General features: G+C 38.7%; 18 protein-coding genes. 16 read left to right on the forward strand and 2 right to left on the reverse strand.

Translation table 11 applies throughout. From position 1 onward, the window contains the following. The first annotated feature begins 2 nt into the window (after positions 1–2). The 14 genes from hisC to ACRPLQ_RS01065 all read left to right on the forward strand — a co-directional run bounded on the left by hisC (position 3) and on the right by ACRPLQ_RS01065 (position 11,122). Positions 3–1,106 carry a histidinol-phosphate transaminase gene (gene hisC, locus ACRPLQ_RS01000; protein WP_028411499.1) on the forward strand — a complete coding sequence of 368 codons (1,104 nt, stop codon included), beginning with the start codon at positions 3–5 and terminating at the stop codon, positions 1,104–1,106. A gap of 72 nt (positions 1,107–1,178) precedes the next feature. Beyond that, positions 1,179–2,279: a prephenate dehydrogenase gene (locus ACRPLQ_RS01005; RefSeq protein ID WP_028411498.1), complete on the forward strand. Its 1,101-nt coding sequence runs from the start codon at positions 1,179–1,181 to the stop codon at positions 2,277–2,279. A 21-nt stretch (positions 2,280–2,300) separates the two neighbouring features. Beyond that, a complete protein-coding gene (aroA, locus tag ACRPLQ_RS01010; protein WP_432235633.1) occupies positions 2,301–3,590 on the forward strand; it encodes a 3-phosphoshikimate 1-carboxyvinyltransferase in 1,290 nt (429 codons plus the stop codon). A 305-nt stretch (positions 3,591–3,895) separates the two neighbouring features. Next, positions 3,896–5,152, forward strand: a complete 1,257-nt coding sequence (locus tag ACRPLQ_RS01015; protein WP_028411495.1) for a tetratricopeptide repeat protein — start codon at positions 3,896–3,898, stop codon at positions 5,150–5,152. Between the two features lie 97 nt (positions 5,153–5,249). Beyond that, positions 5,250–5,795, forward strand: coding sequence for a ReoY family proteolytic degradation factor (locus ACRPLQ_RS01020; protein WP_013058996.1), 546 nt, complete (start codon positions 5,250–5,252; stop codon positions 5,793–5,795). A gap of 117 nt (positions 5,796–5,912) precedes the next feature. Next, positions 5,913–6,371 carry a YpiF family protein gene (locus ACRPLQ_RS01025; protein WP_028411494.1) on the forward strand — a complete coding sequence of 153 codons (459 nt, stop codon included), beginning with the start codon at positions 5,913–5,915 and terminating at the stop codon, positions 6,369–6,371. 204 nt (positions 6,372–6,575) lie between these two features. After that, a complete protein-coding gene (locus tag ACRPLQ_RS01030) occupies positions 6,576–7,076 on the forward strand; it encodes a ubiquinol-cytochrome c reductase iron-sulfur subunit (RefSeq protein WP_013058993.1) in 501 nt (166 codons plus the stop codon). Between the two features lie 3 nt (positions 7,077–7,079). Then, positions 7,080–7,754, forward strand: coding sequence for a menaquinol-cytochrome c reductase cytochrome b subunit (gene qcrB / locus ACRPLQ_RS01035; protein WP_013058992.1), 675 nt, complete (start codon positions 7,080–7,082; stop codon positions 7,752–7,754). Between the two features lie 110 nt (positions 7,755–7,864). Continuing rightward, positions 7,865–8,632: a menaquinol-cytochrome c reductase cytochrome b/c subunit gene (locus ACRPLQ_RS01040; RefSeq protein WP_028411493.1), complete on the forward strand. Its 768-nt coding sequence runs from the start codon at positions 7,865–7,867 to the stop codon at positions 8,630–8,632. Between the two features lie 134 nt (positions 8,633–8,766). Then, positions 8,767–9,354, forward strand: a complete 588-nt coding sequence (locus tag ACRPLQ_RS01045; protein WP_028411492.1) for a DUF1405 domain-containing protein — start codon at positions 8,767–8,769, stop codon at positions 9,352–9,354. Positions 9,355–9,436: 82 nt separating this feature from the next. Then, complete coding sequence (locus ACRPLQ_RS01050) at positions 9,437–9,847, forward strand: YlbD family protein (protein ID WP_034270859.1); 411 nt, start codon at positions 9,437–9,439, stop codon at positions 9,845–9,847. Between the two features lie 5 nt (positions 9,848–9,852). Next, entirely contained in the window at positions 9,853–10,089 is a 237-nt protein-coding gene (locus ACRPLQ_RS01055) for a YlbE-like family protein (RefSeq protein WP_013058988.1), read from the forward strand. A 99-nt stretch (positions 10,090–10,188) separates the two neighbouring features. Beyond that, complete coding sequence (locus ACRPLQ_RS01060) at positions 10,189–10,575, forward strand: hypothetical protein (RefSeq protein WP_432235634.1); 387 nt, start codon at positions 10,189–10,191, stop codon at positions 10,573–10,575. A gap of 100 nt (positions 10,576–10,675) precedes the next feature. After that, complete coding sequence (locus ACRPLQ_RS01065) at positions 10,676–11,122, forward strand: YlbF family regulator (RefSeq protein ID WP_028411490.1); 447 nt, start codon at positions 10,676–10,678, stop codon at positions 11,120–11,122. Between the two features lie 5 nt (positions 11,123–11,127). On the opposite strand, the gene ACRPLQ_RS01070 is transcribed toward ACRPLQ_RS01065, so the two are convergent. Continuing rightward, a complete protein-coding gene (locus ACRPLQ_RS01070; protein WP_033579757.1) occupies positions 11,128–11,442 on the reverse strand; it encodes a hypothetical protein in 315 nt (104 codons plus the stop codon). A 77-nt stretch (positions 11,443–11,519) separates the two neighbouring features. Between ACRPLQ_RS01070 and ACRPLQ_RS01075 the strand changes: the two genes are divergently transcribed. After that, positions 11,520–11,795 (forward strand): YlbG family protein, encoded by a 276-nt coding sequence (locus tag ACRPLQ_RS01075; protein ID WP_013058985.1) that lies wholly within the window; start codon positions 11,520–11,522, stop codon positions 11,793–11,795. 74 nt (positions 11,796–11,869) lie between these two features. On the opposite strand, the gene ACRPLQ_RS01080 is transcribed toward ACRPLQ_RS01075, so the two are convergent. Then, complete coding sequence (locus ACRPLQ_RS01080; RefSeq protein ID WP_013084871.1) at positions 11,870–12,256, reverse strand: DUF7147 family protein; 387 nt, start codon at positions 12,254–12,256, stop codon at positions 11,870–11,872. 589 nt (positions 12,257–12,845) lie between these two features. Here ACRPLQ_RS01080 and rsmD point away from each other — a divergent pair. Beyond that, entirely contained in the window at positions 12,846–13,415 is a 570-nt protein-coding gene (gene rsmD, locus ACRPLQ_RS01085; protein WP_099331259.1) for a 16S rRNA (guanine(966)-N(2))-methyltransferase RsmD, read from the forward strand. The last annotated feature ends 15 nt before the right edge of the window (positions 13,416–13,430 follow it).

A 13,430-nucleotide genomic window follows, 5' to 3' on the forward strand; every position in this document is an offset into this window, starting at 1 on the left:
CGGTGAAAGTAAAAGAACAATTACTAACTTTATCTCCATATAAACCAGGTAAGCCAATTGAAGAAGTGAAGCGTGAATTTAATTTAGATCGCGTTGTAAAATTAGCATCCAATGAAAATCCTTACGGCAGCTCTGCTTTAGTAAAAGAGGCGATTGCTGCAGAAATTGAAAATATGGCGCTTTATCCAGACGGTTATGCAGCTGAACTGCGTGCAGCAGTAGCAAAACACGTAGGTGTAGATCAAGATCAGCTGATTTTTGGAAATGGGTCTGATGAAGTCATTCAAATTATTTGCCGAGCTTTACTATCGGCTGATACAAACACTGTCATGCCAACGCCATCATTTCCTCAATATAAGCACAATGCCGTAATTGAAGGTGCAGAAATTCGTGAAGTACCGCTGCGCGGCGGAGATCATGATTTAAATGCTATGCTTCGTGCAATTGATGAAAATACGACAATTGTATGGGTATGCAGTCCTAATAACCCAACGGGAACGTATGTGAAGGGCGATGAGTTAATTTCCTTTATGAAGCAAGTTCCTAAGCATACGTTAATCGTTATGGATGAAGCGTATTTTGAGTATGCAGCAGATCAAGCCGACTATCCGAATACGGTAGAGCTTTTGAATGAATACGAAAACTTAATTGTACTTCGCACATTTTCAAAAGCATACGGCTTAGCTTCTTTGCGTATTGGTTACGGTATTGCAAACGAATCATTGCTACAAAAAATTGAGCCGGCTCGCGAACCTTTTAATACAAGCCGCATGGCTCAAAAAGCAGCAATCGTTGCTCTTGAAGACCAAGCGTTCATTGAAGAGTGCAAAAAGAAAAATGAAGCAGGTTTGCAGCAGTACTATGCTTTCTGTGATAAGAATGGCTTAAACTATTATCCTTCTTTCACTAATTTTGTTCTAATTGATTTTGGCCGTCAAGGCGATGAAGTGTTTCAATTTTTATTGGAGCGCGGATTTATCGTTCGTTCAGGGAATGCATTAGGCTTCCCAACTTCCGTTCGTATTACGGTGGGAACAAAAGAACAAAATGAACAAATCATTGAATTGCTTCAGCAGTTTGTTAACCAAGAAACGGCGAAAGCTTAATACCTAATATAGTAAAAGATGAGAGTGTGATTTCACACTCTCATCTTCATATGCACAATGAGGTGAAGGAAAGTGAAAGAAAATGTTTTTGTTATAGGCCTAGGATTAATTGGAGGATCTCTTGCACTTAATATAAAAAAGACGCATCATCATCTTGATGTAATAGGTTTTGACATTAATCAAGAGCAGCTGGAGCTCGCTAAAACTCTAGGCGTAATTGACCAAGCGGCTTCTTCTTTGCAACAAGGCGCTGAGCAAGCGGATTATATTGTTATTGCCATTCCGGTCACCCAAGCAGCGGAAGTGCTAAAACAGTTCGAACATTTTACGCTCAAACAGTCTGTCATCGTAACAGACGTAGGAAGTACAAAAGAAGAAGTAGTGAAGACAGCCGAGGCTCTTATTTCTAAAGGCATTGAGTTTATCGGGGGTCATCCAATGGCGGGGTCTCATAAAAGCGGAGTAGCTGCTTCTAAAGCTCATTTATTTGAAAATGCAATGTATGTATTAACACCTTCATCTTCTACTTCTTCGGAGGCTTTAAACAGCTTAAAGGAATTGCTAAGTGGTACAAAAGCTAAAATTATTGTAATGTCACCAAAAGAACATGATAAATTAGCAGGTGTCATTAGCCATTTTCCACATATTATTGCTGCAAGCCTTGTTCATCAAGCAGAATATTACCAACAAGACAATCAGCTAGTTTCGCAGCTTGCGGCTGGAGGGTTTCGTGATATTACACGTATTGCTTCAAGCAGTCCAGCGATGTGGAGAGATATTTTGCTTCATAACCAGGATGCGCTTCTTTCAATGTTTGACCACTGGCTTGAAGAAATGAACGACGTGCGAAATATGATCGAACGAAAAGATGCGAATGATATCTATACATATTTTTCACAAGCGAAACAATTTAGAGATCAGCTTCCTGTACGAACCAAAGGAGCGATTCCATCCTTTTATGATCTCTATGTGGATGTTCCTGACTATCCGGGTATTATCTCAGAAGTAACCGGTTATTTAGCAGAAGATGAAATCAGTATTACAAACATTCGAATTTTAGAAACACGAGAAGATATATACGGAGTATTACGTTTGAGCTTTCAAACAGAGGAAGATAGAAAGCGGGCAAGAGCGTGTCTCCATCAGCATCAATATCAGACGTTTATTTCTTAATGTACGAAAGGTGTGAATGAAATGAGTGGAAAACCATTAAAAACGAATCTTTCATCTCTTCAAGGAGAAATTTCTATTCCCGGGGATAAGTCGATTTCTCACAGAGCTGTGATGTTCGGAGCGATGGCAGAAGGGAAAACTACGATTAATCATTTTTTAGCAGGTGAAGATTGCTTAAGTACTATCTCTTGTTTTGAAAAGATGGGCGTATCGATTAAAAGAGAAGGCGAGTATGTCGAAGTGGAAGGTAAAGGTATCGAAGGATTAAGTGAACCTACTTCCATCTTAGATGTAGGAAATTCAGGAACAACTACTCGTTTAATGCTGGGGATTCTTGCCGGTGTGCCATTTCATACGTCTCTAATTGGAGATGAGTCGATTGCCAAGCGTCCAATGAGCCGTGTTACGGTGCCGCTGCGCTCTATGGGTGCAAAGATTGATGGGCGTGAGCATGGCCAATATACGCCTTTATCTACTAGAGGAGGAGCATTAAAAGCAATTCATTACCATTCTCCTGTAGCAAGTGCACAAGTAAAATCGGCGATTTTACTAGCGGGACTTCATGCCGAAGGCACAACAAAAGTAACCGAGCCTTTTACATCACGCGACCATACCGAGCGTATGCTTCGCGCATTTGGAGTAGACGTAGAGGTAGATGGAACGACTGTAAGTATTAAAGGGGGACAATCCCTGCGCGGAACGGATGTGTACGTCCCTGGAGACATTTCTTCAGCTGCATTCTTTCTTGTTGCAGGAGCCATTGTTCCAAACAGCCGAATCGTTTTGAAAAACGTCGGACTCAATCCTACAAGAACAGGTATTATTGATGTGCTTCAGCAAATGGGTGCACGCCTTACAATTTCCAATGAACGTATTCAAAATGGAGAGCCTATTGGCGATTTGACGATTGAAACGTCTCAGTTGAAAGGGATTGAAATTGGGGGCGATTTAATTCCTCGTTTAATTGATGAAATTCCGGTAATCGCTCTTTTGGCGACTCAGGCAACTGGGAAAACGGTGATTAAAGATGCGGAAGAACTAAAAGTAAAAGAAACGAACCGTATCGATACGGTTGCAACCGAGCTAAGCAAGCTGGGTGCCTCTGTTACGCCAACAGCTGATGGCCTCATCATTGAAGGCAAGACGGCCCTGCGAAGCGGTGAAGTAGACAGCTACGGAGATCATCGAATTGGAATGATGCTTGCGGTCGCAGCAGCCATTGCAACGGGAGAGGTAACGCTAAAGAGAAGCGATGCCATTCACGTCTCCTACCCTACTTTTTTTGAAGATCTTGATGAGCTAAGCCAATAAGGAAGAGGCTGGAACAAACGTATTTTGGTTGAAGGGAAATCCGAACGAGGAATTGATATTGTTGATGAAAAATCAAACTCGTTCGGATTTTTTATTGAGATGGTGAACGAAGGTTTCATGTCTCAATCTCGTTTTTACCTAAAAAAAATGTAAGCGTATTCAAATTGATTTGTTGAACAAACGCTCAAACTATTTTATCATTGTGTATAGAAGCATGTGTTCTTGCTTCGAGTTTGGAAAAATAGAAAATTAATTCGTTTTATTTTTATATAAAAAGTGAATGTAATAATAAAGGAGAATTGTGTGTGAAAGAACTAGACCGCGCGATAGGTTACGTAGAATCCAATGAAATTGAAAAAGGTCTTGCCCTTATTCATGAATTGAAAGATAAAGCTACAGACGAAGAAAAGTTTTTAATGGCTGAACAGCTGCAGGAGTGGGGACTAGTAAATGATGCGCTGCCTTTAATAGACGAGCTCATCGCTAAATACCCAGAAGAAGGCGAGCTGTATTTATTAAAAGCTGAAATGCTCATTGATTTAGAAGAAGAAGAAGAAGCCATTCATATTTTAAATCAAATTAGCAGCGAAGACGATAATTATGTGCCAGCTCTGCTTCTTGTAGCTGACTTATATCAAATGCAAGGCCTTAGTGAAGTAAGTGAGCAAAAGTTAATGGAAGCGAAAAAAATGCTTCCAAATGAGCCGGTTATCGATTTTGGGCTCGGTGAATTTTACAGCAGTCAAGGAATTTATCAAAAGGCAATTCCTTTTTATCAAACGCTGCTAAAAACAGAAAAAGAATTTAACGGTACGGATCTTCGTCAGCGATTAGCTGAAAGTCTAGCAGGTATCGGCCAGTTCGAAGAAGCGCTTCCTTACTTTGATCAAGCGTTAAAAGATAAGCTTGAGATTAACACACTATTTGAATATGCGATTTCAGCGTATCAAGCAGGTCATTATCAGACCGCTATTGAAAAGTTTACAGAACTAAAAGAGTTAGACCGTGAGTACCATTCTCTTTATTTATATTTAGCAAAGTCATATGAACATGAAGAGATGCTAGAAGAGGCTGCGGTGGCTGTCAACGAAGGTATTGCGCAGGATGAATTTCAAAAAGAACTTTACTTTTTTAAAGGTAAAATAGCATTAAAGCGCGGTCTAGAAGAAGAGGCTGAATCGGCGTTTCAACAAGCGATTGCACTAGATCCAGGGTACATTGAAGCTATTTTAACTCTCTCTAAACTTTATATGAGTCAAGAGAGATATGAAGATGTAGTAGAGAATATCGAGCATGCCAAAGAATATAATGAGCATGATCCTCATTTTGAATGGGATTTAGCAAAAGCTTATCAGGAATTAGAAAATTATGAAGAAGCGCTAAAATACTACGAATCTGCATATACTGTTTTTAAAGAAGAGTATGCGTTTTTAGAAGAGTATGGCTATTTCTTATTAGAAGAAGGACAGCGCTCGAAAGCGAAGGGGATTTTCCAAGCTTTATTAGCCATGGATCCAACAGTAGATGAAATTCAAGACATATTATTTCAATTAGAAGAATAAATAATAGTTCAGAGGATTTTATTGCTGCCGTGTGGAATAAATAACTGTAAAAGGTGTTTTAACTGAGAGTTTAAACACAGAGGAGGGAAGTGAGAATATGACGACCCCTGTTACTGTCAACGAGAAAAAAGAATTTGTTCGCTGGTTTTTAACGAATTATCAGCTGAAGCGCAGAGAATGTGTATGGATTTTAAATTATTTGATGAGCCATGATCAATTGATGAAACGAGTTCACTTCGTTGAGCAAGCACAGTTTTGTCCTCGCGGGATGGTGATGTCTACGCACTGTGTGGAAGACCCTCCATTTCGTTTTTATAAAGAAAATATCATGACAACCGATGCAGAAAAATCATTTCATGATATTCGTTTGAATCGAGAAGAAGACATTTATATTCAATTAAACTTCCGATCGTTGTATTCATCGCCTCAATATGTGGCTGTACTGGAAGACAATCCGTATATGCCAAAAGCTAATCAAACAAATGAAAAAGACAGAGTATTAGCTGAGCAAATATTGGAAGAATCTATTCAGAAATTTCAACGATCAAAAATCATGGAACTAATTGATAAAGCATTAGATGAAAATGATAAAGAGGAATTTCAGCGCTTAAGCGAATATTTAAATAACCATTATGTACAGTAGATAAACGAGAGATTGGCTAGCTTCTTAGAAAAAGGTCAATCTCTTTTTTTATCTCCTTATTCAGTTTGAAAAATAAATAAGACAAGCCTTAGCAAGCTTGCTGAGAGGAGAAGAAAGTTGAAGCTGCAGGCGAAGGAAATGGATGTGTATTTACAATCCAAAAGTTATGTTGATACTGTATTGGTTCCACTCATTCCTATTGATTTCGGAGAAGATTTAAAGCTTACTGCATCTATGAGTGAATATACGACTGCTCTTACTGAAGAGTTAGAGAGACAATTTAAAGGAAGAGTGATTTTAACACCTAGTTTTACATACTTAAAAAAAGATGGAGTAGCTGCTGTTTATGAAACATTACTTCGTTGGAATGAGCATATAAATGACAATGAAGTCAAACATCTTTTTGTGCTTACTAGCGACCGAGATTGGCTGCAGTATGAGAAAGAAATAGGGGCTCACTGCATTTGGATACCTGCTTTACCGCTTGAGCATATAGACGACTCGCATAAGTATACGCTCATACATGAACAAGTCCAACAGCTCCTGCCGATTTTTGTAGAGAAATGGAGTGTTTAAAAAGGCTGTAGAATAAGCAATGGAAGCGCAAACAAAATAATGACGAAAAATTTAGAAAAATAAAGATTATTTCCATGTTTTAGGTTTTTATTGTATTGACCTTCCAGAAATATTAATATATCATGATTATGTCCTAGTTTAATAGAATGGTCCATCATGTGTCCAAAATTCTCTGGACTGAACTTTTTTAAAGGGGGGAAAAGCATGGGTGATCGGGTATCAAGACGACAGTTTTTAAACTATACGCTCACTGGTGTAGGGGGATTTATGGCTGCTGGAATGTTAATGCCAATGGTGCGCTTTGCAGTAGATCCAATTTTGGAAAAAGAAGCGGGTCAGGATTTAGTAGCTGTAGCGCAGGTTAAAGACATTACAAAAGAGCCGAAACGTGTCGATTTTAAAATCAAGCAAGTGGATGCGTGGCATAAATCAGAAGAACCAAGATCGGCTTGGGTGTACAAAACTGATAAAGGTGAAATCGTCGCGCTGTCACCAATTTGTAAGCATTTAGGCTGTACGGTTAACTGGGCTGGTGACAAAAACTATCCACATCGTTTCTACTGCCCTTGTCATGGGGGAATGTATGAAAAAAGCGGTAAAAATGTACCGGGGACACCACCGATGGGACCGTTAGATGTATACGTTCAAAAGGTAAAAGGCGGTACGTTATATCTAGGAAAAGCCAAACCACAAGGAGGGGCATAGAAAATGTTGAATAAAATCTATGACTGGGTGGATGAACGGCTAGATATTACTCCTTTATGGCGAGATGTGGCCGATCATGAAGTGCCAGAACACGTAAATCCTGCACATCACTTTTCAGCATTTGTGTATTGTTTTGGTGGATTGACGTTTTTTGTTACCGTTATTCAAATTTTATCAGGCATGTTTTTGACCATGTATTATGTACCAGATATAAAAAATGCATGGGAATCCGTTTATTATCTGCAAAATGAAGTCGCTTTCGGACAAATTGTTCGAGGTATGCATCACTGGGGAGCAAGTTTGGTTATCGTCATGATGTTTTTACATACACTTCGTGTTTTCTTCCAAGGAGCATACAAAAAACCCCGCGAGTTAAACTGGATTGTGGGTGTGTTAATTTTCTTTGTTATGTTAGGTTTAGGTTTTACAGGTTATTTGTTGCCGTGGGATATGAAAGCGCTATTTGCAACGAAAGTAGGTTTGCAAATTGCTGAATCCACACCAATTATAGGCCAGCAAGTGAAGACATTACTCTCAGGACATCCAGACATCGTTGGTGCTCAAACACTAACTCGCTTTTTCGCCATTCACGTATTCTTTTTACCCGGAGCCCTGCTTGGCTTAATGGGTGCCCACTTCTTAATGATTCGTAAACAAGGAATTTCAGGACCACTATAAAAGTTTATACGCTTTATTCAATTAGTCAATCACACTAGTCATCATATGCATCAAGCACATACTCCGTTGTTAGTACTTTCACTAGAACAGTGAGAAAAAGGAGGGAGAACATGCATCGTGGTAAAGGGATGAAGTTTGTTGGAGATTCACGTGTTCCTGCAGAACGAAAACCCAATATTCCAAAAGATTACTCTGAATTTCCAGGGAAAACAGAAGCATTCTGGCCAAACTTTTTACTAAAAGAATGGATGGTAGGAGCAGTTTTTTTAATTGGTTATTTATGTTTAACCATCGCTCATCCATCTCCGCTTGAACGTATTGCCGATCCGACTGATACGGGGTACTTGCCTCTTCCCGACTGGTATTTTTTGTTCCTATATCAATTGCTTAAATATTCATTTGCTTCTGGTCCATATAATATTATAGGTGCATTTATTATTCCTGGGATTGCATTTGGCGCATTAATGCTTGCTCCTTTCATTGATCGCGGACCAGAAAGAAGACCGGCTAAGAGACCGTTTGCGACAGGATTCATGCTTCTGGCTATAGCAGCAGTCTTTTTCCTAACGTGGCAGTCAGCGACACAGGTAGATTGGAAAGCACGTGAAGAGCAAGGGAAAATTAGAGAAGAAGTAGCGATTGACAAAAATTCAGAAGGCTACAAAATTATGCAAAAGCAAACGTGCTTGACCTGTCATGGTGATAATTTACAGGGAGGCCCTGCGGCTCCGGCTTTAACAGGAATTGATTTATCTCCTGAAGAAATCGCCAATATCGCAAAAAATGGTAAAGGCAATATGCCAAAAGGTGTTTTCAAAGGTTCAGATAAAGAATTGAAAACGCTCTCGGAGTTTGTCGGAAACTTAGGAAAAGAATAATGAAAACCAGCCAAAAGGCTGGTTTTTTTTGAATTTATTTAATGTTGTGGTTTATATCAATGAGATAGGTGCTTGCTATTGTCCAAAAACTGTACATAATAAAGAAGAGATTAAATGTAAAGGAGACTTTCTGAATGGCTTGGTTATGGTATACCTTAAAAGATAAGCGTTTTTTAACGCTTTTGCTGATTGTAAATATACTAGGAACAATCTACGGATATATTTGGTATGGGAGTCAATTAGCGGAAACACCTAAGAAGTTTTTATTATTTGTACCTGATAGTCCAACGGCAAGCTTGTTTTTTGTTATCGTACTTATCGGTCTTTTACTCGGAAAACATTTTTCACTATTTGAAGCTTTAGCCATGGTCACGCTGTTTAAATACGGGATTTGGGCCGTTATAATGAATGTATTGGTCTATGTGTTAACAGGATACATTGATTGGATGATGCTTATGTTAATGGCTTCTCATGCAGCAATGGCTTTTCAAGGGCTTTTATACGTACCGTTTTACCGGATTAAGTTATGGCATGTAGCGGTTGCCGCTGTATGGGCCGTACATAATGATATCATTGATTACGTTTTTTCTATGATGCCAAGATACAGCATGCTCAATGCGTATATGTCTGAAATTGGTTATTTTACATTTTGGCTAAGCATTTTATCTATTTTCATTACATACTGGTTCACAGTTCGTGCTTCTTCAAAAAAACAGCTATAAAAAATTTTTGAAATAGGCGCACGAAACGAGCTCTCTTTTTCTAAGATATAGTAGGCTATATTTAAGTATGAGGTGAGTGACTGTGAAGGAAACCAAACGAGAGCTTCATCCGTCCGTTGTGGAATTTAAACAATTTGTAAAATCACATCCCAAATTAGTAGAACAGGTTCGAAAGCAGCAAAAAACGTGGAAAGAGCTTTATGAAGATTGGTATTTATTCGGTGCAGAAGACCCAATGTGGGAGGCATATCGTTCAGAAGAAAGTGAAAAGGCTGAACCAGCTGCTACCACAGAGGAGAAAAAAGATATTATGGGTACAATCGTATCCTCGCTGAAAAACATGGACTTGAATCAAATGCAAAATCATATCACAAATGTAAATTCCGCTATTTCGAATATTCAACAAGTACTGCAACAATTTCAGCCATCTAAGCCATCCGGTGGAGGAGCAGCTTCCGGGCCAGGGAATCCATTTGGCTTTAGGAAAGATTAAACGTAATGAGAAAAGATATATACGAGTATATGCAGTCTCGTCCTAAACTCAACGACTTCGTTCGTGAACAGCCAATGTGGTACCGGCGTTTATCTAGGAATCCTGAAGAACTGGAGAAATTTGAATTAGAATCCAAACACTACTACAAACAAACCATTCCTCATAAAGTTGAAAAGTTTTCGAATTCGATTCAAATGGCAAACATGATGTTTCATATGTTTCAATCCATGAAAAATCAATGATCTCTGCATACATAGCGATGCAGAGATTTTTGCACGTCATGAGTAAAAATAAAGAGTTTGTAAACACTATGGAGAAACGAATGATAAAGGAATGGTATTATGCGCTTACTATTAACAACGGCCTTATGTGTAGTTTCTCTGCTAGGATGCAACCATGATAAACCAAAACCTGAGACTAAAACTTCCTCTCAACCGCGGGCAGCTGAAACGTTTGGTGCAATGAATACAAAACCTTCACTGATGGTACACCAGCATGTGAAAGGACAGAACGTATACGTCGAATGTATTCTAAGCGGGTTTTCATTTTCAACAGAGACTGGATTCCTTCAAATCACAGTAGATGGAAAACCATTTAAAGAAATGAAGCAAGCAGCCTTTGTTTTAAGTGATCTTCCAAAAGGATCTCATACTGTTACGATTGAACTGATGAAATCTAAAGAAGAAAGTTATCAAGTGAGGAATACCTTTACGGTTGAAATTATATAGTTAAAAAGTAGAACTTGTAGTAAATCAGTGTAAGCTGTTTTAGCAAGTTCTTTTTCTTTAGATCCAAAACGTGATAAGATAAAAACGGAGGTGCACAGCCATGCTGACAACAATGAGAACTGTTGAATTACTCGACGAGTCTGATCACGTAGCGAACATGGTGTTACAATCAGACGTAGCCGAGAACTATCGTCAATGTTTATATAGATTAAATAAAGATTCACATGCACAGGCATTAATTGCTCAATTTGTGAAAATAAAGGAACAGTATGAGGATGTTCAGCGATTTGGAAAATATCATCCTGACTATAAAACCATTACGAGACAAGTACGTGATGTAAAGCGTCAAGTTGATTTACATGCGACAATCGCTGCGTTCAAAAAAGCAGAAAATGAATTGCAAAAACTGCTTGATGAAATTAGCGTTATCCTTGGTCAAGCTGTTTCAGAGCATGTTAAAGTACCGACGGGAAATCCGTTTTTTGATACGGGAAGCAGCTGCGGCGGTGGCTGCGGATCTGGTGGAAGCTGCGGGTGCAGCGCATAAGCCGTTCACTGTATAAATCGAACGCAATCAGCACAGGAATTTCCGCAGCAGGCCATTTTACGCTGTGGAACGTAAAACCTGTGCTGATAGACATAAGTAAGATGCTGACTTCTGACAAAACTTGAGCGCCACGTAGCATTTGTATTGGATGTAGCAAAAATAGATGAAGCTTCTAGAAGCTCATCTATTTTTCTACGCTCAATTGATGTGTTTATATACAAAAAGGGTATATTTGTTATTTTTTTGAAAATGACTTGTTCAATAGCTCTGTGCTCGTTAAAATGAGTAAGAAAGAGCATCCAGATATCATCTAAATTCATACATAAAGCACCTACTTCATATAAAAGAATTTATGATAAAGAAAACCAATATAACGTATGCAAAAGGGGAACTAAATATGTTTGTTGAACGTCAAGGAATTGTGGCGTATGTGCATTCTGTTAAGCAAGCAAAAGCATTGCGAAAGTACGGAAATGTACATTACGTATCTAAAGAATTAAAGTATGTTGTCTTATATTGCAACCAAGATGGCATTGAAAAAACAATCCATAAACTTCAGTCTCTACCTTTTGTGAAGAAAGTAGATCCTTCTTATCGGCCGTTTTTAAAAACAGAATTCGAAAATTCAAAGCCGGATAAAGCGAAGGAATATGACTATAAGATAGGAATTTAAACAAAAAAGGAATGTAATGTACATTCCTTTTTTTATTTTACTTGGCCTTAGCAAACGAATAGGCAGGGATGAGGTTATTGCATTGGCGGAATAAAGCGGTTCATTCGCAAAATGCCAATAAGGTGCTGATAGTATAGTGCTGTTTCTGGAAAGGTAGTAGATGGTTTGACATCGAGTACCACAATTTCTTTTCCCGCTTCCTCAGCTGCTCGTTTAAATAACTCAACGCGCTTGCTGTCGTTTTGTTTTAAAACAATTCCTTCTCGGCAAACGTAAAGCGGTTGGAAATTCCCTTCAGCTGTTGGATGCAAGACAGCGACAAAAGAAGCTACTTGTCGATCTTCTTTTACTGTTCGCAGCATAATAAGATGGGCAAGACGATGTTTGTTGCTTTTGACAATCTCTAACAGCTCATAAATATCTGAATACCCTTCTCCGAGCTCAATAAAACGCTGAATCATATGTATTTCCCCCTCTATGTATTAAAAAAGCAAACTCACGTAGTTTAATGTATCACTGAATATTTTAGGAGTAAATAAAAAAATCCCTACAACTACTCATTGTAGGGCCCTTCAATAAAGGGGTGTAATCACCTCTGCGATTACAAGCACCTTGATGAAGGCAAAGGGAGAGGAGAAACCGGAGGAAGAACTTATGGGGAAACGTAAGTCTTCTCCGCGGTTGGCAACAACATCGGTTAGATGATGTTGTTACTAGTCAGTATGTCCGTTTTAAACGTTCATATACCTGTCTCGTGAAATTCACTTTTTAAAATATAAAAGACTGATAACATGACAGAGAAAAAGGGTAAATTTACGTTTATGATGACATATTAAAGTAAAGGAAATCTTTTATGAACGAAATGCCGAATGATCTGCATAGGTGTATCTAAGGAGACGGTCGTAAAAGTCCAGCATAAAAGCAAGCTGCTGGGTTATTGCACAGAATGCATACAGCGTTGAATAAATTGAGGATTTTTGCTAGTCTTTGTAATTCAAAATATGTTAGGATAATGAAGAATAAGGAAGTAAAAGTAAGGTAGTGATAAGGATGAGAGTAGTAGCAGGTTTATATAAAGGCCATGCGTTAAAGGCGGTTCCAGGATACTCAACCCGCCCTACAACAGATAAGGTGAAAGAAGCTATTTTTAATATGATTGGACCGTTTTTTGAAGGTGGAACAGCTCTTGATTTGTTCGGTGGAAGCGGTGGCTTGGGAATTGAAGCTCTAAGTCGAGGAATAGATAAAGTCATTTTTGTGGATCGGGATGGCAAAGCGATTCAGACGATTAAAGCAAACTTAGCATCCTGTCGGTTAGAAGACCGCGCTGAAGTGTATCGAAATGATGCAGAGCGTGCACTGAAAGCGATAAAGAAAAGGGAGCTGACTGTCGATTTACTTTTGCTTGACCCACCGTATAAAGCACAAAAGTTGAAAGCGCTTATCGAAACGGTAAGTGAAGAAAACCTTCTGACAAAAACAGGAATTATTGTAGCGGAGCATTCTCATGATGTACATTTAGATAATGAGATTGGTTTATTTGAAAAAATAAAAAGCGAAACGTACGGTATCATTGGTGTTTCTATTTATACATACAAGAAAGAAGAATCAGTTGAATAAATCAATGAGCTGTTA

Origin of the sequence: Priestia sp. TRN 1309 (genome assembly GCF_050846875.1) — a bacterium.
GTDB lineage: Bacteria > Bacillota > Bacilli > Bacillales > Bacillaceae_H > Priestia > Priestia zanthoxyli.

Bases quoted from the DNA above. Each gene is read 5' to 3' on its own strand.
- aroA (WP_432235633.1), top strand. From the start codon at position 2,301: ATGAGTGGAAAACCATTAAAAACGAATCTTTCATCTCTTCAAGGAGAA.
- ACRPLQ_RS01020 (WP_013058996.1), top strand. From the start codon at position 5,250: ATGACGACCCCTGTTACTGTCAACGAGAAAAAAGAATTTGTTCGCTGG.
- ACRPLQ_RS01030 (WP_013058993.1), top strand. From the start codon at position 6,576: ATGGGTGATCGGGTATCAAGACGACAGTTTTTAAACTATACGCTCACT.
- qcrB (WP_013058992.1), top strand. From the start codon at position 7,080: ATGTTGAATAAAATCTATGACTGGGTGGATGAACGGCTAGATATTACT.
- ACRPLQ_RS01040 (WP_028411493.1), top strand. From the start codon at position 7,865: ATGCATCGTGGTAAAGGGATGAAGTTTGTTGGAGATTCACGTGTTCCT.
- ACRPLQ_RS01045 (WP_028411492.1), top strand. From the start codon at position 8,767: ATGGCTTGGTTATGGTATACCTTAAAAGATAAGCGTTTTTTAACGCTT.
- ACRPLQ_RS01055 (WP_013058988.1), top strand. From the start codon at position 9,853: ATGAGAAAAGATATATACGAGTATATGCAGTCTCGTCCTAAACTCAAC.
- ACRPLQ_RS01060 (WP_432235634.1), top strand. From the start codon at position 10,189: ATGCGCTTACTATTAACAACGGCCTTATGTGTAGTTTCTCTGCTAGGA.
- ACRPLQ_RS01065 (WP_028411490.1), top strand. From the start codon at position 10,676: ATGCTGACAACAATGAGAACTGTTGAATTACTCGACGAGTCTGATCAC.
- ACRPLQ_RS01070 (WP_033579757.1), bottom strand. From the start codon at position 11,442: ATGAATTTAGATGATATCTGGATGCTCTTTCTTACTCATTTTAACGAG.
- ACRPLQ_RS01075 (WP_013058985.1), top strand. From the start codon at position 11,520: ATGTTTGTTGAACGTCAAGGAATTGTGGCGTATGTGCATTCTGTTAAG.
- ACRPLQ_RS01080 (WP_013084871.1), bottom strand. From the start codon at position 12,256: ATGATTCAGCGTTTTATTGAGCTCGGAGAAGGGTATTCAGATATTTAT.
- rsmD (WP_099331259.1), top strand. From the start codon at position 12,846: ATGAGAGTAGTAGCAGGTTTATATAAAGGCCATGCGTTAAAGGCGGTT.